The following is an 18,299-nucleotide window of genomic DNA, read 5'->3' on the forward strand; positions in this document are numbered from 1 at the left end:
CGTTCTAACTCCCATGACCTCCGCCAGAAAAATCGTTGTTGCGGTCACCGGTGCCAGTGGCGCGATCTACGCCAAGGTACTCTTCGACAAACTGACACGTCTGCATGATCAAATCGGGGAAGTCGGGGTAGTCTTTTCCGACAATGCACAGGATGTCTGGAAATTCGAATTGGGGAATGAATCCTACCGTGAATTGCCATTCAAAACATATGGCAAGAGCGACTTCATGGCCCCCTTTGCTTCCGGCTCCGCCCGCTTCGATACCATGATCATTTGCCCATGTTCGATGGGGACACTGGCCCGGATTGCTGCGGGTACCAGCAACGACCTCATCACGCGGGCAGCCGATGTTATCCTGAAGGAACGCCGGAGACTGATCCTCGTTCCCAGGGATACCCCCTACAGCCTGATCCACATCCGGAATATGCAAACCGTAACGGAAGCAGGTGCGATCGTTTGTCCCGCAAGTCCCAGCTTCTACTCCCGACCTGCTGATTTCGAAGCGCTTGCGGCTACGGTAGTGGACCGCGTCATCGACCTGGCCGGTCTGCAACAATCTTCCTACCGCTGGAACGAGTCCTGAGCGGGCCTCCAACAAGTTCCGTGCAACAGCCTGTTTTTCAACCGATCCTGTTGAAATCCGGTAATTAGAATAAAATTGGCTTTCACACGTTTCCTTCAAGGGTAAGGTTTTACGTTAAATCGCTTGACACTAATTCGGCTTACGGCTAAATTCACGTCACCTTAACGGATCAACATGTTCGAATACACGAAGCAGATTCTAACCAAGGTTAGTTTCGACCGGAACCTCTTCCGGAAGGAGTTGGTGAAAGCTCTTCAATTGCTGAAGAAGGAAGAACGAAGAATGTTGAAGATATGGTGCGTGGCCTCTTTCGCCGCGTATTCCGATATCATTCTGGAAGTTTACCGGAAGGTTTACTGAGGAACACCAGGTTCCGCATCAGTCCACGGTAGCCCGTACGCTTTACTGCTGAATTTCTAAAGACCCGACGGAAGACATCTTCCGTCATTTCCTCCCATTCCTTCCGGTTCATTGTTTTCAATTCCTCGGAAAGACTAAAAGCCTGTTCATTATGCGGCTTGGAGAACCGGTTCCAGGGACAGACATCCTGGCAAACATCACAACCGAAGACCCAGTCGTCGAATCGACCTTTCATATCTTCCGGTAAGGCGTCTTTCAATTCAATGGTAAAGTAGGAGATGCAACGACTACCGTCGACCACATAGGGCTCCACGATAGCGCCGGTCGGACAGGCTTCCATGCAGCGGTTGCAGGTGCCGCAATAGTCGCGCATCGGCGCATCGGCTTGTAACGGAAGATCGATGATCAATTCAGCAATGAAGAAAAAGGATCCCTGCTGACGGGTGATCAGGTTACTGTTCTTCCCAACCCAACCCAAACCGCTCTTCTTTGCCCAGGCACGTTCCAGCACCGGCGCTGAATCGACGAATACCCGTCCATTGACTTCTCCAACCTGCGCCCGAACCGCGTCGAGTAGTTCGCGCAGCTTATCCTTGATCACGAAGTGATAATCGGTGCCGAAAGCATAGGCCGATAATTTCGGCGCATCGGGATCCGTGGGGCGCTCCGGCGGGTAGTAATTGTACAACAGGGATACGACCGACTGCGCGCCGGGTACCAACAGGCGGGGATCCAGGCGCTCGTCGAAGTAGCGCTCCATGTAACCCATTTTTCCGTGCCGGTTGCCTGTCAGCCATTGCTCCAGGCGGGGCGCTTCTTCATCCAGGAATCCGGCCGTTGAAATGCCACAATGGTGGAACCCCAGTCGCCTGGCCGATTCCTTAACAACCTGTGTAGCTTGTTCCCGGTTTGTCACGCCGAAAAATACTAAACAAGGGGACTTGACACGCACGATTCAATTATATATCTTTGTGATATCAAATTAATATCAATGGAAACTGAAAAATCCCTCCGCCCCCTTTCCGGTTACGTCTTGTTACTCATCAGCCTGCTGGCGCTGGCCGGATCCGTCTATGCTTTCATACTCCAGTTGCCGGTGGTCGGCGGTGTACTGCTGCTGACATCGGTTTTCCTGATGTGCGGCTTCATGGTGGTCAATCCGAACGAATCGCGGGTGCTGACCCTCTTCGGCGATTACAAAGGCACCGTCAAAGCGAATGGTTTCTTCTGGGTGAACCCGTTCATGACCAGCAAGAAGGTATCACTTCGCGCCCGCAACCTCAACGGACAAGCCCTCAAGGTGAACGATAAGATCGGTAACCCGATCGAAATCGCAGCCGTCATCGTCTGGCAAGTCGAGGACACCTGCAAGGCGGTCTTCGATGTCGACGATTACCAGACGTATGTCTCCATCCAGAGCGAGGCCGCGGTACGTCACCTCGCCGGCACTTGTCCCTACGACAACTTCGAGGACAATGATGCCGTCGTGACCCTCCGCGGATCAGCCGAGAAAGTACACGACATGCTGGTGACCGAACTGAATGAGCGACTTTCACTCGCCGGTATCCGGGTATCGGATGCCCGCATCAGCCACCTGGCGTACGCACCCGAGATTGCCGGTGCGATGCTGCAACGACAGCAAGCCACCGCCGTGGTCGCCGCCCGGCAGCAGATCGTGGAAGGCGCCGTGGGCATGGTACAGATGGCCCTGGAACGTTTGTCGCAGCACGATATCGTCGAACTCGACGAAGAACGAAAAGCGGCGATGGTCTCCAACCTGTTGGTTGTCTTGTGCGGCGATAAGAATGTGAGCCCGGTGGTCAACGCGGGGACGCTCCACAATTGATGTTATCGGCTTTGGTCCAATCACTCCTGAATGGCTAACGAGAAAAAAGCGTTCATCCTGCGGGTCAGTCCGGACTTGCTCAAAGCTCTTGAGAAGTGGGCCGGCGATGAATTCCGCAGCGTGAACGGCCAGGTCGAATACCTACTGCACAAAGCGCTGGCTGAGAGTGGACGGCTGCGAAAAAAACAGGATGGTAAGAGCGGAAAAAAAGATGGCGACCACTAAAAGTTAGAACAACTCTCCCGGACGTTTTTGTGAGGCACCGAGATGCAGATAAGCCTTCTCGGTGGCTTCCCGTCCGCGCGGGGTTCGTTTGAGGTAACCTTCCTGAATCAAAAAAGGTTCGTACACTTCCTCGATGGTACCGGCTTCTTCGCCGACGGCCGTAGCAATGGTACTGAGGCCGACAGGACCGCCTTTGAACTTTTCTACGATCGCGGCAAGTATCCGGTTGTCCATCTCGTCCAGCCCGTGTTGATCCACGTTCAGCGCGGACAACGCCAGGTGAGCAATCTCGAGCGTAATGGTTCCGTTTCCTTTGATCTGCGCGAAGTCGCGGACGCGACGCAGCAACGCGTTGGCGATACGCGGGGTGCCGCGACTCCGTCGGGCGATCTCGTGCGCGGCGTCTTCCTGCATCGGCGCGCGCAAGATATCGGCACTGCGTTGCAAGATGCGTTGAAGCAAAGAGGCCGGATAATATTCCAGTCGGGATGTTATTCCGAAGCGGGCACGCAGCGGCGCGGTCAATAGTCCCGAACGCGTCGTAGCGCCGATCAGGGTGAAGGGATTGAGTTTGATCTGCACCGCCCGGGCATTGGGACCGGTCTCGATCATGATGTCGATCCGGTAGTCCTCCATGGCGCTGTAGAGATACTCCTCCACTACCGGACTTAGACGGTGGATCTCGTCGATGAACAGGACATCGTTCGGCTCGAGGTTGGTCAGCAATCCGGCCAGGTCGCCGGGCTTGTCCAATACCGGGCCCGAGGTGGTACGGATATTTACACCCAGTTCGTTTGCCAGAATATAGGCAAGGGTCGTCTTCCCGAGACCGGGAGGACCGTGTAAGAGCACATGATCCAAGGCTTCGTCTCGCAATCGCGCCGCCTCAACGAAGACTCTGAGGTTGTCCAGGATCGCGGCCTGCCCGGTAAATTCCTCGAAGCCCTGTGGCCGCAATGCTTTCTCGATCTCCTGCTCGGTAGTCGAGAGCTGGTCTTTGTTCGGGTCGAGGTTCGGGTTGGACATGACGTTCCAAAGGTACGGACTCTGATGGCTGGCAGCTCAGCTCATCGTTCCCATTCTTCCACAGGCGTGGGGCGCTTTTTTCTGAAAATCCCGTTGGGAAACAGGCTCTTGTAGATCTCGTCGATGAAGATCTTGACTCCGGCGGAAAAGGCCGGGGCGCTGAAGTCCTCCCGAAGTTCCCTGGATGAATAGGCCGTGAACCGGTAACCGGCGTTGGCGGTCAATCCGAACCATCGTACGATGTTGAACTGCCCGGTGAGTTCCGGCTGGAGGATGAAAAGAAATTCATCCGGCGTGGAAACCCGTCGGTTCGTGTCGAGCCGGCTATTATACTCGTAATGCGCCCCGCCGATACCGGCCTGGAACGGAATCGCGGAGAATTGCCAGGGATACTTCGAATAGAAAATATACTCTCCACTGAAGGTCAGGAACGTGGTCTTCAGTTGACCGTTGGTGATGTAGGAGATGTCCCCCTCCCGGATGGAAACCGCGCTCACCACGGCGTTGCCGTCGAGGGTCAACAGACCCATCCCGAAGCGCAGGCGATGATTATAGTTCAACCCCATCCGAAAACCGGAAAAGTTGGCAAAGTCGCTACTGACAAAACTATTGAAGGAGGTAAGTTGGAAAAAGAATTTGGGGCGCTGATGCAAACTGTAACGGAGCGTATCGACCCATGCCGGCTGTGCGTGCAGACTTTTCCGAGAAGCGACCAACGAGAGCAACAGGAAACAAAAGAAGAAACCCGCAGACCCCAGTGGTCGACGGGTTTTTTGTTTCAAGCGGAAGCTTTGCTGTTGGTGCATGCGAGGATGCGTCGTCGATCAACCGCCAGCTCCCTTTTCCAGCGCTTCCATGATGATCAGTTTTTTCCCGACCAGTTCCTTGCCTTGCAATTCATCCATCGCCTTCATGGCATCCTGACTATTCTTGAATTCCACAAATCCGAAACCGCGGGATTCCCAGGTGATCTTATCGTACACGATCTTGGTGCTGACGATCTCGCCGAATTGCTTGAAGATGGCTTCCAGTAACGCTTCGTTTACGGACTCCTCGATGTTTTTGACGAATAACTTCATTGCCCTAAAGGTACCAATAATCCAATGGTTTATTCCGTGTAAAAGAGATCAAATTTGCCTTCGGTCACCGACAGGTTACCCGAAAGCGGGCTCCGCAAGGTCACCGTGAAGGTGCCTTTGATCTGGTTCGTCGACGTATTGTTGGAGGTGATGACGAGCGTGCCCGGATTATCGTTGGTCGATTCCCAACCGTCGCCATTGAGGTAGATCATGTGATTGACATCCTCCGTGATCTGATAGGTTCCCGGCATGACGCTGTCCAGTTCCAACGTCAGGGATGAACCATTGCCATTCAACCCATTGATCGTCATGACAACGGCGAGATCTCCGAAACAACTCTGATCGGAGCACCATTCCTGATTGGCTATTTTCGCGGAAAGTTTGTTGGGAAGAAGGCTCGTACAACCGGTAGCAGCCGGCGGATTGGTTGTTGATGAATCGTCGTCTTTCTTGTCACACGCGACCAGGAATCCGATCATCATGGTGCGGCAAATATCCGGGCATGCTGCCAACAGCAAAGAGTTTTTCAGGTATGTTAAGCTAAGCCAAAGTTATATGGATAAAGAAACCGAAAAGGTATTTGAAAAGTTAGAGTTTAGAAATGTTGCTGTTAGCTAAAACCTCAGCTAATTAGAGACACAGATTGCACAGATTAACACAAATTATTTTTATTAAATTAAATTGGTTACATCTAACATTATTAGCGATAATCTGTGAAATCTGTGTCAAGTATTTTTTATTATAATTGTAAACAAATTCCTAGCATTATTAAAAATTTAAACTATGTATAAAGCTAAATTATTGTTTACAGCACTAACCCTCTCATGTGTAAGCGTTAGCGCGCAAACTGTTACCGAAAAAGTAAATACAATTTTGTATGAGAAGAAGACACCCGATGAACAACTCAAAGCACTTAAACCATATGCCTGTAACTTTTATAAATCTATTGAGGATTATTATAACGATAAACCTGTTGAAGGCAAAAGGGTTAAACCTCGTAGCTACACCGTTGATATTGCAGGTGTAAAAATTGAATCGTGGGCAAACGGAAAGGCTGAAAAAATAAAAGTATCTGAATTAGCGGGGCAATACCTTACTAACGAGCAAGGCTTTTTGAACCGTGTTGAAGGAAAAAATTTTTACGTTTTAGCTATTGATGGCCCCTTTTGCTATTACATAAAAGTAGGCGACCATGATGGCGTTGCAGGAGAGCCCACCTATGAACAGGTTAAAAACGGTAAAACAGAAGCTAACTTTTCTTTTGGGTTAGGGCAAGATAATTCTATTGATGAGTATTACTCCCTGACCAACAAAGGTGAGTTAAAAGACTGGAGCAATAAAGATTTTGAAAAACTCTTGGAAGAAAACGGCTTAATGGAACAGTATAAAAAAGAAGGCAACCCTAAAAGAGAAATGCGCGATACCGTTGATGCATACAAAAGTAAGGTGATGAACAAAAAAATAAAATATATAAGATTGCTTAACGAAAAGATGAGTAAAAAGTAACCTGAAATTTTAATTTTTAAAAAACTACTGCACGTTTATTTTGCAGTAGTTTTTTTTATGCCTTTTTTGGCAAAAAATTAAAGCACTTTTTTGCTGTTTTATGTGTTATTAGGCAATAAACTACCTGTTTAAAAGCCAATAAAAATATTATAAATCAATCTTTTAGAAAACGAATATTACTATCCGTTCGGGATGATTATGCCCGCAAGGGATTTTAGCAGCAGCGGGTATAGGTACGGGTTTAATAAGGGGTCAGAAAAGGATAATGAAATTGCTGGAAACGGTAATTTTTATACAACACATTTTCGTGAATATAACTCCCGTTTAGGTATCTGGATGACGGTTGACCCTAAGGATGATTTGCAGCCATGGCAATCACCTTACTGTGCAATGAACGGAAATCCAGTATTATTCTCTGATCCTAATGGAGATATAGTTCCAATTATATTTGTTATATGGGCTGTGGCTGAAGTAGCCATGACAGCTTATGATGCATATGATACCTACAAGACTGTTTCAGATCCCAAATCGACACCTGCTCAAAAAACCGCTGCAGTCGCTGGATTTACTGGCGGGTTGCTTCTACCTGGTGGAGGATATGGTGTTGCTGCAAAACAGACCGTTAAAGTAGTAGAAAAGAAGATTCTAAAAGAAACAGCAGAGACAATCAGCGAGCAAGCAGCAAAAAATATTGAGAGATTAGCAGCAATTAAAAAGTCTAATTTTGTAAAATCAGCCGATGGTGCATGGAGTGCTAATTCTTACAGAAAGAATCTTCAAAAGTATACCGGAAAATTGGCAGATGGGTTTGATGCTCATCATACATTACCTAAGTCAGCAGAATTTGCAGCTTATTTTAAGAAGGCTGGCCTTGATGTTAATGATCCCGTGAATATGGTTTGGAGAGAGGCTAAGGAACACAGTACTACAGCGATTGGGCAAGCAAAATCAAAGGAACATCTTAAACTATGGAAGGATTTTATGTCTGGCAATCCTAAAGCAACGAAAGAACAAATACTTAAACAAAGGGATGTTATTGAACAAAAAATTTGGGGAAACGCGAAAGGTAATACGCCAACTCAATAACTATATTTGCAAAATATGGAAAAAAAGTTTTATAGGTTTAGAGCAGAGGATAAAAAAGGCTCTGTAAGAATTAAGTCTAAAGTTGATTATGATACTTTAGATATTCTCAGGAAAGATTCTCCACTTATTGAGAACAACCAATTCTTTATTGCAAACGGGACGAAGTTTTTTGATATTGTCCAGTTTGATGATAGTTTAAATTTTGCAATATCAAAAAAAATGAAGAATTTGTTGGATTCAAATAATATTACTGGTTGGAGGTGCTTTCCAATTGTTATCGAAAATTCTAAAGAAGAGTATTTTGGATTTCAAAACACAGGAATAGCAGGTCCGATAACCAACTTGGAGGCTGTGAATAATTATGAGACCGAGTTTAGGGAATTTGACATTACTACTTGGGATGGGTCTGATATTTTTAATTTGGATGGAAGTTTGTTCAACGTATGTACAGAAAGGGTAATTGATTTATTACAAAAGGAAAGAGTTAGTAATTTAGAGATAGCATATCTGTAATTTTCCTGTAAGTATCCCCAAAAACCGGACAATTTAAAAGTAGAGAAAAAAGCTCTAATTTTAATTTGTAATGAAAAAAAGCAAATTCACCGAAACACAAATTATCACCATGCTCAAGGAGCATGAGAGTGGTAAAAAGACGACAGACATATGTCTTTTTTATGAGGATTTATGAAGGATGTGTTGTTTGATTTTTGCAAACAAATAGGGAGCCACAATGATTAGTATTGAACTGGTAAGCGAAGTTGATAAAAATGGAATTGAACTTTGTGATTTATCTTTTGACATAGCTACAAACCAAATTAAGCTTAACAGTAAATTAATGTAAGAACTTCTTAATCTTTGTTTTGTAAATAACGTAATAAAATAAAATAGAATTAAATAAAATAAAAAAAACATAATAGTTTTGTATGTAATTATCCATACAACAAACTGAACGTTTTCAATAAATAAATTAGCTAATGAAAAATCAAAAAGAAAAGAATTGCCACTATAGCAAATTATCAAAATTACAAGTATCTCAATTAAACCCTGAAGAATCCAATATTTACAACCTTCTATTAATACATTAAAAATATTTTTCATTTCACTTACTAATTACAGTAATGTAGGCAAAATTAGATAGTTCTTTTTAGGCCTTGTTGTTTCTATTGGCATCTAATATCTCTACCAAAACCCAACAGTAGTCCATTTTATTTTTCAATTTTAGCACAATCTTAAGCAATTTTATTATTCCCATCCTAAAACCGTTTGGAATCCACCTCCTATAAAGTTTAGCCAACTATTTCTGTTTATTGTTTATCAATTACAACCATCTCCTGTACATTCTTCTGAATTTTTAGAATCACTAAAATTAACTTGGGTTGCTGGAGTTTCAGTAGAGCTATTCCCAGTAATACTATACTGATGTTCCATAGGTGGAAATAATGAACCTGGTCCCTCTCCGGATTGAGTTGGTGTTCTATTAAATAGAAGATATGAATTTCCGCTTTTCTCATCAGTTATCCATAATTCGTAAGCAGGAAATCCATCAGTAGTCCCTTGTATTTTATAATCGAAAGTTTGATTTCCGGATTTATCAAGAACTGGGCTGCCATCTGAATTTACATTTGGAGTAATTGTAACTGCGAGATAATAATCTATTGAAGGAGCGCCTGGCGCCAATTTATTAGAAGCATTAACGGTCAAATAAACTGTTGTTGATGTTCCACTTTCTAAAGCCGGTTTATCATAAGTTGGAGTGGGTCCAGCTTCTCCAAGGGAAGAGGTCTGGGTAACTGTCGTTCCGTCAGAGGCTAGCCCAGTACTCGAACTTGCTGTATTATTCAGTTTTGTAGCCGTTTTATTTTCAAAATCAACTTTAACTTTTTGTTCTGTTCGATAAGCTGTTGAATTTACTGAATAAAAATTTCTATTATCTCCAGCAAAATACTTTGTAGGATTACAAGGGATATAAGGAGAAATACATGGAATATATTGAGGGTTGTATACTTTCTCCATTGGTATAAAAGCTCTTGCCGTAACAATATATTTTTCTAAACCTTCTAAATCAATAGCCCGAATTACATCATTTTCTGCAAATGCATAAGGGCTATTCCAAGCATATGACTTTGCAAACGGATCGATACTTAGGAATTTTCCTAATCTAGGGTCATAAATCCTAAATTTAAAAATATAGCTATTCCCCACACCCTTCACCTCATCATCTTTCTCCTCACTATTAAACCCGTACCTATACCCGCTGCTGCTAAAATCCCTTGCGGGCATAATCATCCCGAACGGATAGTAATCTTGTGCGTTAACAATGTTGGCAATGTAGTAGTCGGCAATGCCATTGGCGGTGCTGTTTGAGCCATCGTCAACGGGTATTTTAAAGTCGAGAACTACAGCCTGTACATTACCTAAGTGGTTGCTGATTTCGTACTGGCGCTTACCAAGCAGGTTACTAATATTAGTTGGTGCAGGTGTACCATTTGTACCTAACATATCTACCAAAGTAACGTCCATTCCCAGCCTGCTTGAGCCATATATATGCCGCTCCATGAGGGTAAACGCAGGCTCATTGGTGTCTCAGACCCCTATTCTTCGGACAATTTTTTGGTTTAATTCTGTGTAGTGTTGTTGGTTGACCTGCTCGCCCGTTAAGTGAAGATAGGCCGCCGAACTGCCCCTGTCAAGGCTCAGGCCGGGCGGCAAATGATTCACCTCTAATCCGGCGGTATTTGCCGGCCTTGACAGGAGCAGCTCGTCTGCCTCTTTCAGTTGCTTAACGGTCGCTCCGGTCATACCCTGCGCCCATTTCCTGCTCGGAGTGATGTTTCCAATGCTGCCATGACGGCGCAGGTAGTTGTACCACCACATGTATTTTCCCAAGTGGATCTTGGCCTCGTAGTAACTTTCGAATTCATAGCGGTCGATCAGTTCCCGCTGCAAGATGCTGTGGAATGACTCGATGTAGGAGTTTTCCTCCGGGGTCGATACGTGCGTAAACTCCTGATTGGCCTCCAACTGACGGAGGTACTCACGGACCTTATGAGCGATGAACTGTGATCCGTTGTCGTTACGGATGGTTACACTCTTAAGGTTGTGCATCAGATGCAGTTTTCGCATCAGCCGGATTACGTCGTGTTGGCGCAGGTTGGGCTGGAAGGTCCAGATCAGGATGAAGCGGCTGTAAACATCAAGAATGGAGAGCAGATAATACCAACGTCCATCACCCTGCACCCAAACATACTTTATGTCCAGACAGATGTGCTCCATCGGTCGGCGTGTATGGATCCGCCGGAACTTTACGAACTGACGCTTGCCCCGGGTCTTGATCTTGCTTCCCAACAGCAGGGCGTGTTCCTTCATCAACCGGTAGACCTTTTTGTGGTTGATCCGGTAGCCCAACTCTTTGAGCCCGACGGCGGTTTGATGGTAGCCATAAGCAGTATAGGGCCCCTGCAGGATGCCCTTGATCTCCTCCACGACGGATTCGTTGCTCACCGGCTGTCCGTTCCGCAAGGTCGATAGGCTGGGCAACACGCCGCGTTTACCACAGGAAGGTCTGTAGTAGAAGCTGCTGCGGGCCAGATTCAGCCAACTAGCAAGCGAGCTCCCAGGAACAGTTGTGCAGTAGTGCTTCATCAGCTCGATCTTCGTTGAGACGGGAGTGGAGTTTTTTTTAAAAGCTCAGTCTTCACCTCCAGCTCCAACGCCTGGCGTGCAACCAAACGCTTGAGCCGTTCGTTCTCCTCCCGCAACTGAACCAGTTCAGGATCCAAAGGCTTACGCCCAGGTTTGCTACTCACCGTGGAGCCTGTGGCCAGATATTTCCGTTTCCACCTACTCAGCAGATTCGGCGATAAGTTGTACTTACGGCAGGTTTCCATGAACCCTGTCCGTTCTGCTTCCTGCAGAATACTCATCCGGTCTTCTGCCGAAAATGTTCGCTTGGTTTTTGTCATCGTTTCCCTAAATTTACTATACAAATTGTTCTCTACAATTTGTCCAGGTATTTAGGGGGCTAAGACAATAATCAACACCCTGTACCTGGTTTTGTCCCAGTTCTATGCGCGCTAAGGGACCATGGTCATAATAATCGTAACGGGCATCTTTAGTCCAAACTATATTGTCTTTACTTGTTTTAACTTCTGTAATGCGGTTATCGGCATCGTAAGTATAAGCATGTATAAACTGGTCGTGCAAATCCTTTTGGTAAGTAACCTTGTTTACCTTTCCGCTTATAAGATCATACTCATAATCAAGTCTCTTATATTGTTCGTTAGGGTCTGTTGCACTTAGTTTTTTATTATCCTGTACAAGAGAGTTAACATTGCCATGTATGTCATAATCGTAATGTGTGGCATGTTCGTAGGAGAGATCGTTAGGTTCACCTGGAGGAATGCTTGTGGTAAGTCTGTCAAACCAATCTTCGTATGTTATAGAAGCAACACGTTTACGCATTGTTTCCTCACTTTGGGTAAGAACTGCTAAAGGAACAATAGAATTTGGTGTATCATAAAATGTTCTTACAACCTCGCGTTTGGTTTTGTAATCGTTTACTGTAGTTGAGTTGGTGTTGTCAAACCATTCAATGAAATCTAAATATCTATCATCATCAATCAATTTGGGATTGTAAACACCGCCCAATGTTGAACCAAATATGCTTTGGAAATGTGGGGGCTCAACAATCAATCCGTATGGGTTCTCAATTTTTTCACCCACCTCCTTAATGCGACCAAGTTCATCGTATAAAGTGTAGCTGTATCTTGGTCTAGTGTTACCAGGCACACCGTTACCATTAAATTGCTTGGTGTTTTGCGAAAGAATTAATCGTCCTAATTTATCATACCAAAAACGTGTTGAATAAAGTCCGCTTTCGCTATGGTATAATTGAGCATATAAAGCATAGCTGCTGCATGCTGAGTTGCTACCACCAATAAACCCATCTAGCCTGCTTGGGAAGTTTACAGTTGTAAGATTGATGTTTGCAGAAGTTGTTGTGCAGACATTATTAGCTTTAGTGGGTAAATCGCATGTTACCTCAAACTGAACAACGCTTGGCGGTGCTGAAACCGGTATTGGTCCTCCATAGTTGGCATATCCTGATGCAGATTTTGTTCTCCAAGAAACTCCAGTGGAACCAACAATGTATCCTACCTTATCATCAACAAAAGTTACATCAGTTAAAATTGCCGATGTCAAATTAGGCATGTTGGTAGTCTGGTATTGGTGATTAATATTTTGATTTGCAGTAGTTAAATCGCCATAAACAACAGTACTACCCTCACCCACACCAACAAAATGCATGTTATCAAAAATATGTATGGCATTAACATCTTTGGTTGTTGCATTTGATGGTAACGTAAATGGGAATTGACCAGCTAACGTAGGAACAGTTGCAATTGTTGTAAAGGTAACTGGGTTTATATTTGAGTTAACAACAGAAGATCCATACCATGTATTTCCATTATCATTCGTTTTGTAGTAAGTAATTCGTTTTAAAGCACCAACCAATGTGCTGCCTATAATCAAGCCTCGTCCGTTCTTAAAGTCTATGTCCTTTAAAATAATATTAGGATAACTTGCATTTGAATAATATGTGCCAAATAAATTACCGTTTATACGACCCATAAATGACATTGCACCACCAACCATGGCTTTATTGTTTGTAATCATGTGTACTGTTTTTGCAGAAAGCAAAGTAGTACCGTTGTAAACAGGGGGGATTACGTTCCAAGATAATGATGAATTGGTGGTTGAACGGTAAATACCAGATTCGCCAACAACATATCCGTTAGGTGCATCATAAAAATTAACATCGTTAAGTTTAGACAGAAACAGATTATTAACCTTCATTGAATAGCCAGTTCCATATAAATACATCTGCCCGCCTGAGGCTGCAATATAGGTATCTGTGGTAGTTGGTTTTAAGGTAACGCCTTTATAGTTTAAACCTGAATTTATTGTTCCGTGTTGAGTAATAACAGGATTTACAACAGTTAAATCGCTACTTGTCTGTTGGATTCCTCCATTGCCTACCCACACCGCATTACCATTAGCATCAGACTTTAGGTCGTTTATGGATGACATAGAACCCGGCAGAGTAAATTCGCTTGATGTAACTACATTACCAACAGTTGAAACAATCTTGTTTAGTTTTCCATTATCGGATCCATACATCCAGAAAGTTGTTCCTGATTTAGTATAAAGGTTGGTAGGGTTTATGTTGAAGGTATGATCGTTTTCAAGTTCTAAAGTAGCAATAGAGGCTACGTTAGTAACATCGGCATTAGAAGATGAAATCATAGTTCCATTATCACCTACAGCTAAAATATTAGATGTATTCCTTGCCTCTATATCTCTTAGTGGCAAAAGCTTTACTGTCAATAAATTTGTAGATGAAATTGTAGTAGTAATAGTATTATAGGTATGAATGGCTCTTCTTAATTTTCCGCTAACAGTACCGAGTTGTACATTTCGGTTTGTACCATACGAGGAAGGGGAGCATTTTTTTCATAGGTTGCGAAATTAATAAGGGATTGTTTTCGTTTAAAGCCTTACCATGAATCATACCACTTCTACCGTCTTCCAAACGGATTTCGCCTTTACCCTGCACCGTCAGCTCAATCTGTTGGCGGATGAAATCCGCGCGTATCCTTCCGACACCGCCCTATGGATCGTCCCGGCCGGTATTACCAATTCAGGCGGAAATCTATGCCTGCACCTGATCGGTAATCTGCGCCATTTCATCGGTCACCTGCTGGGTGGAGGAGACTACGCCCGTGACCGGGAATACGAGTTCAATGCGAAAGACCTGACGCGCGCGCAACTGCTCGACCTCATCAACACCTGTCAGCATGAATTTGATACCGGCCTGGCTAACATTGAGACCAACCGGCTCGGGGAGATCGCCCCTGCAAAGGCGGCCGGTCATGAGGTGACCGTTCGCCAGTTGATGTTCCATCTGCTGGCGCACTTTGCCTATCATCTCGGCCAGATCAACTACCACCGTCGCTTCGGAATGAACGGCAAAATCGCCTGAAAATCGGGTTTACGCCGATTCCGTATCTTGCAAACTGTCTACTCCCCCGGTTTGTGAACGACGAATCTTTGGTATTAATTCCTACTTACAACGAGAAGGAGAACATCGAACGGATGGTCCGCAAGGTCTTTTCCCTTCCCCACCCGTTCCACCTGCTCATCATCGATGACGGCTCTCCGGATGGAACAGCCGACATCGTCAGAAAGCTACAGTCCGAATTCCAGGGTCGTCTGTTTTTGGAAGAGCGGAAAGGAAAGCTCGGTCTGGGCACAGCCTACATTCATGGATTCAAATGGGCATTGGCAAGGAGTTATCAGTACATCTTCGAGATGGATTGCGATTTCTCACACAATCCCGACGACCTCATACGACTGTATCAGGCCTGTGCTGTGGAAGGGGCCGACGTCGCGATCGGCTCACGCTATATCCGGGGTGCCAACGTCGTGAACTGGCCGCTCGGACGGGTCATCATGTCCTACTACGCTTCCGTTTACGTGCGGATCATTACCGGCATCCGGATCATGGATACTACGGCCGGATTTATCTGCTATCGTCGACGCGTGCTGGAAACGATTGAACTCGACCGTATCCGTTTCATCGGATACGCGTTTCAGATTGAAATGAAATTCACCGCATGGAAGCACGGCTTCCGCATTGTTGAAGTTCCCATCATTTTCACCGACCGTACCGAAGGCACGAGCAAAATGAGCAAGGGCATCTTCAAAGAAGCCATACTCGGCGTGATGCAGATGCGATGGAAGAGTTTTTTCCGTAAGTACCAAAAAGTAAAGAACTGATCCATGTTGCCCTCGTACCTCATCCGTAATGCACGCATCGTGAACGAAGGTCGCATCACGGAAGGCGATGTCAGGATCCGAAATGGCAGGATCGATGCGATCGGCACCCTAACGGCTTCCAGTCAGGACCGGGTGATCGATGCACGCGGCCATTACCTCCTTCCCGGCGCCATCGACGACCAGGTACATTTTCGTGAACCCGGACTCACGCACAAAGGCGATCTTCATACCGAGTCAGTGGCCGCCGTTGCCGGTGGCATTACCTCGTATATGGAAATGCCCAACACGCAACCTCCGGCATTGACCCGCGACCTGTTGGAGGACAAATACCGGCGTGCGCACGAGGTGTCCCTGGCCAATTACTCGTTCTACATGGGCACTTCGAACGACAACCTCGAGGAAGTTCTGCGAACGGACAATCGCACGGTCTGCGGAGTGAAGATCTTTATGGGCTCCTCCACCGGCAACCTGCTGGTGGACGAACCCAATACACTCGAGGCCATCTTCGCACGTTCGGAATCTCTCATTGCGACGCATTGTGAAGACGAAGCGACCATCCGTGCCAACCTGGAAGCTGCCCGAATTCGATATGGAGAACAGGTTCCGATCCGGGAACATGCAGACATCCGCAGCGAAACCGCCTGCTATTTGTCCAGTTCCTTCGCTACCGGGCTCGCGAAAAAACACGGCACCCGCTTGCACGTGCTGCACATCAGCACGGCCAAGGAGTTGGAACTCTTCAGCAACGAGCTGCCGCGCACGCAGAAAAAGATCACGGCTGAAGCCTGTCTTCATCACCTCTGGTTTTCCGAAACCGATTATGACCGCCTCGGAACTCGCATCAAGTGGAACCCCTCCATCAAGCGTGCTGAAGACCGCGACGCGATTCTAAAAGCCGTACTCGACGGACGGATCGACGTGGTCGCCACGGATCACGCCCCGCATACTGTGGAAGAAAAAATGCGCGACTACTTTCAGGCGCCTTCCGGCGGACCTTTGGTACAACACCTGCTGCCGGCACTTTTCGAATTCGTGAAACGCGGAACGATGAGGGTAGAAGACGTCGTGGACCGCAGCAGTCATGCCGTAGCCGACCTGTTCCGCATCGTGGACCGTGGTTATATACGCGAAGGTTATTGGGCAGACCTCGTACTCGTTGACCCGGATCAAGCCTGGACGGTACGAAAAGAAAATATCCTCTATAAATGCGGCTGGAGTCCGTTCGAAGGAGAACGCTTCAGCAGCCGGGTTACCCACACCTGGGTGAATGGCCACCTGGCTTACGAGCAGGGGCGTTTCGACGAAACCCGTAAGGGGCAACGACTCAACTTCGACCGGTGACGCGTTTCGGATTCTGGCTGATAAGCATCACGTTCTTCTTCTCCGCATGTTCACGGAAAGAGACCCCGTTGCCGGAAGGCATCCTGGACCGAAAAGCATTGGTACCCGTTCTGGTGGATGTACACCTGGCGCAAGCATCCGTCGCCATCCTGCGAACCGCCGATACTACTGCCCATGCCATGGGCGATTACATGGATTTCATTCTCCGGCAACACGGATTGGATACCGCGACCTATGCACGCACCATCCGTTATTACGGTGAGCATCCGGATTTGCTCTCTGAGCTTTACGATGATGTCATTGACGAACTGAGCAGGATCCAAGGGGAAGCACAGCAGAAAAACGACTGACCCGCCACCGGTGTCAGTCTAGCGTATTGAATCCAGAAAGATCCTGCAATTTTCCAGTACCGATTCCCTGACCGGAATGAAATCCATTCCGAGCACTTTTCGCGCTTTGTCATTCCGGTAAACCCACTGCTTACCGCTGCTGCGTGCCGTCTCCCGGGTTACCAGTGGTTTTCGCCCCGTGATGCTGGAGAAAAGCGATTCCCACCGCCATGCCAATCCGGCCATCCAGGGTTTAACCGGGATACGTGGCGCCTCTTTGCCAAATCCTTCACTCATCCACGATAACAGTTCTTTATACCCGACGTTTTCTGACGAAAGCAGAAAACGTTCACCTGTGATGCGTTGATCCCAGCAGCGTAGTAGCGCACTGCTGACATCCCGAACGTCGACGAAGCCCGTCGATCCCAACGGGTAGAGACGCAGGCCTTCGTATACACGCCTGAACAAAGCGGAACTTCCGAAATTCCAATCACCCGGGCCCAATACAATGGTCGGATTCACCATGCAGGCGTTGAGTCCTTCCTCCATTCCTCTCCAAACCTCCCGTTCGCCTCCGTACTTGCTGATGGCGTATGCGGTATTGTAACGCGATGTCTTCCAGAATGTGTTTTCATCGACCGGCACCCCTTCATCCGTCCTGCCAAGTGCAGCTACTGAGCTGACGTACCCCAACCACTCCACGCCCAACTCGAGGCAGGCATTCACGAGGTCCGCCGTCACGTCCTTGTTGACACGCAAAAGCAGATCACGGTCGGATGGGGCAAAGGAAACCAGGGCCGCGGCATGAAAGACGAAACGAATCCCCGAAAGCGCTTCGTTGATATCATATAGGTCAAGCAGATCGCCTTCGAACCAGTCTACTCCTTCCAGCAGGGATTCCTGCCCCCGGAACATGCGGTTAACCACACCCATGGAAGAAGTCGGCCTCCTGAAAGCCCGGACTGAATGGCCACGCATACGGAGATCCAGCAGCAGGCGAGCGCCCACCAGGCCGGTTGACCCGGTCAGCAGGATATCCGGTTTGGCGCTTCCGTTCATGGCCTGCGAAGATGGGAATA

Annotated in this window: 20 protein-coding genes and 1 pseudogene; 11 read left to right on the top strand and 10 right to left on the bottom strand. The window is 46.8% G+C overall.

Features of this window, described 5'->3' with window-relative positions; all coding sequences use genetic code 11:
• The first annotated feature begins 13 nt into the window (after positions 1–13).
• Both IPJ96_13990 and IPJ96_13995 read left to right on the top strand, forming a co-directional pair.
• A complete protein-coding gene (locus tag IPJ96_13990) occupies positions 14–583 on the top strand; it encodes a UbiX family flavin prenyltransferase (protein ID MBK7911427.1) in 570 nt (189 codons plus the stop codon).
• Between the two features lie 174 nt (positions 584–757).
• Positions 758–943, top strand: coding sequence for a hypothetical protein (locus IPJ96_13995; GenBank protein ID MBK7911428.1), 186 nt, complete (start codon positions 758–760; stop codon positions 941–943).
• Here the strand turns inward: IPJ96_13995 and queG are convergent.
• The gene (gene queG / locus IPJ96_14000) at positions 912–1,859 is read right to left on the bottom strand and encodes a tRNA epoxyqueuosine(34) reductase QueG (protein MBK7911429.1); all 948 of its coding nucleotides are present in this window, start codon (positions 1,857–1,859) and stop codon (positions 912–914) included. The genes IPJ96_13995 and queG overlap by 32 nt on opposite strands.
• Positions 1,860–1,934: 75 nt before the next feature.
• Between queG and IPJ96_14005 the strand changes: the two genes are divergently transcribed.
• Complete coding sequence (locus IPJ96_14005) at positions 1,935–2,789, top strand: SPFH domain-containing protein (protein ID MBK7911430.1); 855 nt, start codon at positions 1,935–1,937, stop codon at positions 2,787–2,789.
• A 30-nt stretch (positions 2,790–2,819) separates the two neighbouring features.
• On the top strand, positions 2,820–3,014 hold the full coding sequence (locus IPJ96_14010; protein MBK7911431.1) for an Arc family DNA-binding protein: 195 nt from the start codon (positions 2,820–2,822) through the stop codon (positions 3,012–3,014).
• Positions 3,015–3,017: 3 nt separating this feature from the next.
• On the opposite strand, the gene ruvB is transcribed toward IPJ96_14010, so the two are convergent.
• From ruvB to IPJ96_14030, 4 genes are read right to left on the bottom strand one after another with little or no spacing between them, the layout of a single operon-like run.
• Complete coding sequence (gene ruvB / locus IPJ96_14015) at positions 3,018–4,040, bottom strand: Holliday junction branch migration DNA helicase RuvB (GenBank protein ID MBK7911432.1); 1,023 nt, start codon at positions 4,038–4,040, stop codon at positions 3,018–3,020.
• Positions 4,041–4,081: 41 nt separating this feature from the next.
• Positions 4,082–4,822, bottom strand: coding sequence for a hypothetical protein (locus IPJ96_14020; protein MBK7911433.1), 741 nt, complete (start codon positions 4,820–4,822; stop codon positions 4,082–4,084).
• 42 nt (positions 4,823–4,864) lie between these two features.
• Entirely contained in the window at positions 4,865–5,119 is a 255-nt protein-coding gene (locus IPJ96_14025) for an RNA-binding protein (GenBank protein ID MBK7911434.1), read from the bottom strand.
• Positions 5,120–5,148: 29 nt separating this feature from the next.
• The gene (locus IPJ96_14030) at positions 5,149–5,601 is read right to left on the bottom strand and encodes a hypothetical protein (protein MBK7911435.1); all 453 of its coding nucleotides are present in this window, start codon (positions 5,599–5,601) and stop codon (positions 5,149–5,151) included.
• Positions 5,602–5,902: 301 nt separating this feature from the next.
• Between IPJ96_14030 and IPJ96_14035 the strand changes: the two genes are divergently transcribed.
• The 3 genes from IPJ96_14035 (at position 5,903) to IPJ96_14045 (ending at position 8,224) form a co-directional block, all read left to right on the top strand.
• The gene (locus IPJ96_14035) at positions 5,903–6,625 is read left to right on the top strand and encodes a hypothetical protein (protein MBK7911436.1); all 723 of its coding nucleotides are present in this window, start codon (positions 5,903–5,905) and stop codon (positions 6,623–6,625) included.
• A 192-nt stretch (positions 6,626–6,817) separates the two neighbouring features.
• Positions 6,818–7,711 (top strand): hypothetical protein, encoded by an 894-nt coding sequence (locus IPJ96_14040; GenBank protein MBK7911437.1) that lies wholly within the window; start codon positions 6,818–6,820, stop codon positions 7,709–7,711.
• A gap of 15 nt (positions 7,712–7,726) precedes the next feature.
• Positions 7,727–8,224 carry a hypothetical protein gene (locus tag IPJ96_14045; GenBank protein ID MBK7911438.1) on the top strand — a complete coding sequence of 166 codons (498 nt, stop codon included), beginning with the start codon at positions 7,727–7,729 and terminating at the stop codon, positions 8,222–8,224.
• An 801-nt stretch (positions 8,225–9,025) separates the two neighbouring features.
• Here the strand turns inward: IPJ96_14045 and IPJ96_14050 are convergent.
• The 4 genes and pseudogenes from IPJ96_14050 to IPJ96_14065 form a co-directional block, all read right to left on the bottom strand.
• A complete protein-coding gene (locus IPJ96_14050) occupies positions 9,026–10,210 on the bottom strand; it encodes a DUF3238 domain-containing protein (GenBank protein ID MBK7911439.1) in 1,185 nt (394 codons plus the stop codon).
• A gap of 303 nt (positions 10,211–10,513) precedes the next feature.
• Positions 10,514–11,353, bottom strand: a pseudogene (locus IPJ96_14055) (IS3 family transposase).
• Entirely contained in the window at positions 11,353–11,673 is a 321-nt protein-coding gene (locus tag IPJ96_14060) for a transposase (GenBank protein MBK7911440.1), read from the bottom strand. The pseudogene IPJ96_14055 and the gene IPJ96_14060 overlap by 1 nt, the downstream one beginning before the upstream one ends.
• Positions 11,674–11,689: 16 nt before the next feature.
• A complete protein-coding gene (locus IPJ96_14065; protein ID MBK7911441.1) occupies positions 11,690–14,098 on the bottom strand; it encodes a hypothetical protein in 2,409 nt (802 codons plus the stop codon).
• 175 nt (positions 14,099–14,273) lie between these two features.
• Here IPJ96_14065 and IPJ96_14070 point away from each other — a divergent pair, with 175 nt between their 5' ends.
• The 4 genes from IPJ96_14070 to IPJ96_14085 are packed head-to-tail and all read left to right on the top strand — an operon-like array spanning position 14,274 to position 17,241.
• Positions 14,274–14,753: a DinB family protein gene (locus IPJ96_14070; protein ID MBK7911442.1), complete on the top strand. Its 480-nt coding sequence runs from the start codon at positions 14,274–14,276 to the stop codon at positions 14,751–14,753.
• Positions 14,754–14,806: 53 nt separating this feature from the next.
• Positions 14,807–15,550 carry a polyprenol monophosphomannose synthase gene (locus IPJ96_14075; protein ID MBK7911443.1) on the top strand — a complete coding sequence of 248 codons (744 nt, stop codon included), beginning with the start codon at positions 14,807–14,809 and terminating at the stop codon, positions 15,548–15,550.
• A gap of 6 nt (positions 15,551–15,556) precedes the next feature.
• Positions 15,557–16,891 (top strand): dihydroorotase, encoded by a 1,335-nt coding sequence (locus tag IPJ96_14080; GenBank protein MBK7911444.1) that lies wholly within the window; start codon positions 15,557–15,559, stop codon positions 16,889–16,891.
• Complete coding sequence (locus tag IPJ96_14085) at positions 16,888–17,241, top strand: DUF4296 domain-containing protein (GenBank protein MBK7911445.1); 354 nt, start codon at positions 16,888–16,890, stop codon at positions 17,239–17,241. Before IPJ96_14080 ends, IPJ96_14085 begins: the two co-directional genes overlap by 4 nt.
• 18 nt (positions 17,242–17,259) lie before the next feature.
• Here IPJ96_14085 and IPJ96_14090 read toward each other — a convergent pair whose 3' ends face one another.
• A complete protein-coding gene (locus IPJ96_14090) occupies positions 17,260–18,279 on the bottom strand; it encodes an NAD-dependent epimerase/dehydratase family protein (GenBank protein MBK7911446.1) in 1,020 nt (339 codons plus the stop codon).
• Positions 18,280–18,299: the final 20 nt, after the last annotated feature.

Source organism: Bacteroidota bacterium, from assembly GCA_016713765.1.
GTDB classification, from domain to species: domain Bacteria; phylum Bacteroidota; class Bacteroidia; order AKYH767-A; family 2013-40CM-41-45; genus Pollutiaquabacter; species Pollutiaquabacter aromativorans.

Excerpts from the sequence above, each read along its gene's own strand:
- IPJ96_13990 (MBK7911427.1), top strand. The coding sequence starts at position 14 with ATGACCTCCGCCAGAAAAATCGTTGTTGCGGTCACCGGTGCCAGTGGC.
- IPJ96_14090 (MBK7911446.1), bottom strand. The coding sequence starts at position 18,279 with ATGAACGGAAGCGCCAAACCGGATATCCTGCTGACCGGGTCAACCGGC.
- IPJ96_14030 (MBK7911435.1), bottom strand. The coding sequence starts at position 5,601 with ATGATGATCGGATTCCTGGTCGCGTGTGACAAGAAAGACGACGATTCA.
- IPJ96_14040 (MBK7911437.1), top strand. The coding sequence starts at position 6,818 with ATGATTATGCCCGCAAGGGATTTTAGCAGCAGCGGGTATAGGTACGGG.
- IPJ96_14050 (MBK7911439.1), bottom strand. The coding sequence starts at position 10,210 with ATGTTAGGTACAAATGGTACACCTGCACCAACTAATATTAGTAACCTG.
- IPJ96_13995 (MBK7911428.1), top strand. The coding sequence starts at position 758 with ATGTTCGAATACACGAAGCAGATTCTAACCAAGGTTAGTTTCGACCGG.
- IPJ96_14035 (MBK7911436.1), top strand. The coding sequence starts at position 5,903 with ATGTATAAAGCTAAATTATTGTTTACAGCACTAACCCTCTCATGTGTA.
- IPJ96_14005 (MBK7911430.1), top strand. The coding sequence starts at position 1,935 with ATGGAAACTGAAAAATCCCTCCGCCCCCTTTCCGGTTACGTCTTGTTA.
- IPJ96_14010 (MBK7911431.1), top strand. The coding sequence starts at position 2,820 with ATGGCTAACGAGAAAAAAGCGTTCATCCTGCGGGTCAGTCCGGACTTG.
- IPJ96_14045 (MBK7911438.1), top strand. The coding sequence starts at position 7,727 with ATGGAAAAAAAGTTTTATAGGTTTAGAGCAGAGGATAAAAAAGGCTCT.
- IPJ96_14070 (MBK7911442.1), top strand. The coding sequence starts at position 14,274 with ATGAATCATACCACTTCTACCGTCTTCCAAACGGATTTCGCCTTTACC.
- IPJ96_14060 (MBK7911440.1), bottom strand. The coding sequence starts at position 11,673 with ATGACAAAAACCAAGCGAACATTTTCGGCAGAAGACCGGATGAGTATT.
- ruvB (MBK7911432.1), bottom strand. The coding sequence starts at position 4,040 with ATGTCCAACCCGAACCTCGACCCGAACAAAGACCAGCTCTCGACTACC.
- IPJ96_14025 (MBK7911434.1), bottom strand. The coding sequence starts at position 5,119 with ATGAAGTTATTCGTCAAAAACATCGAGGAGTCCGTAAACGAAGCGTTA.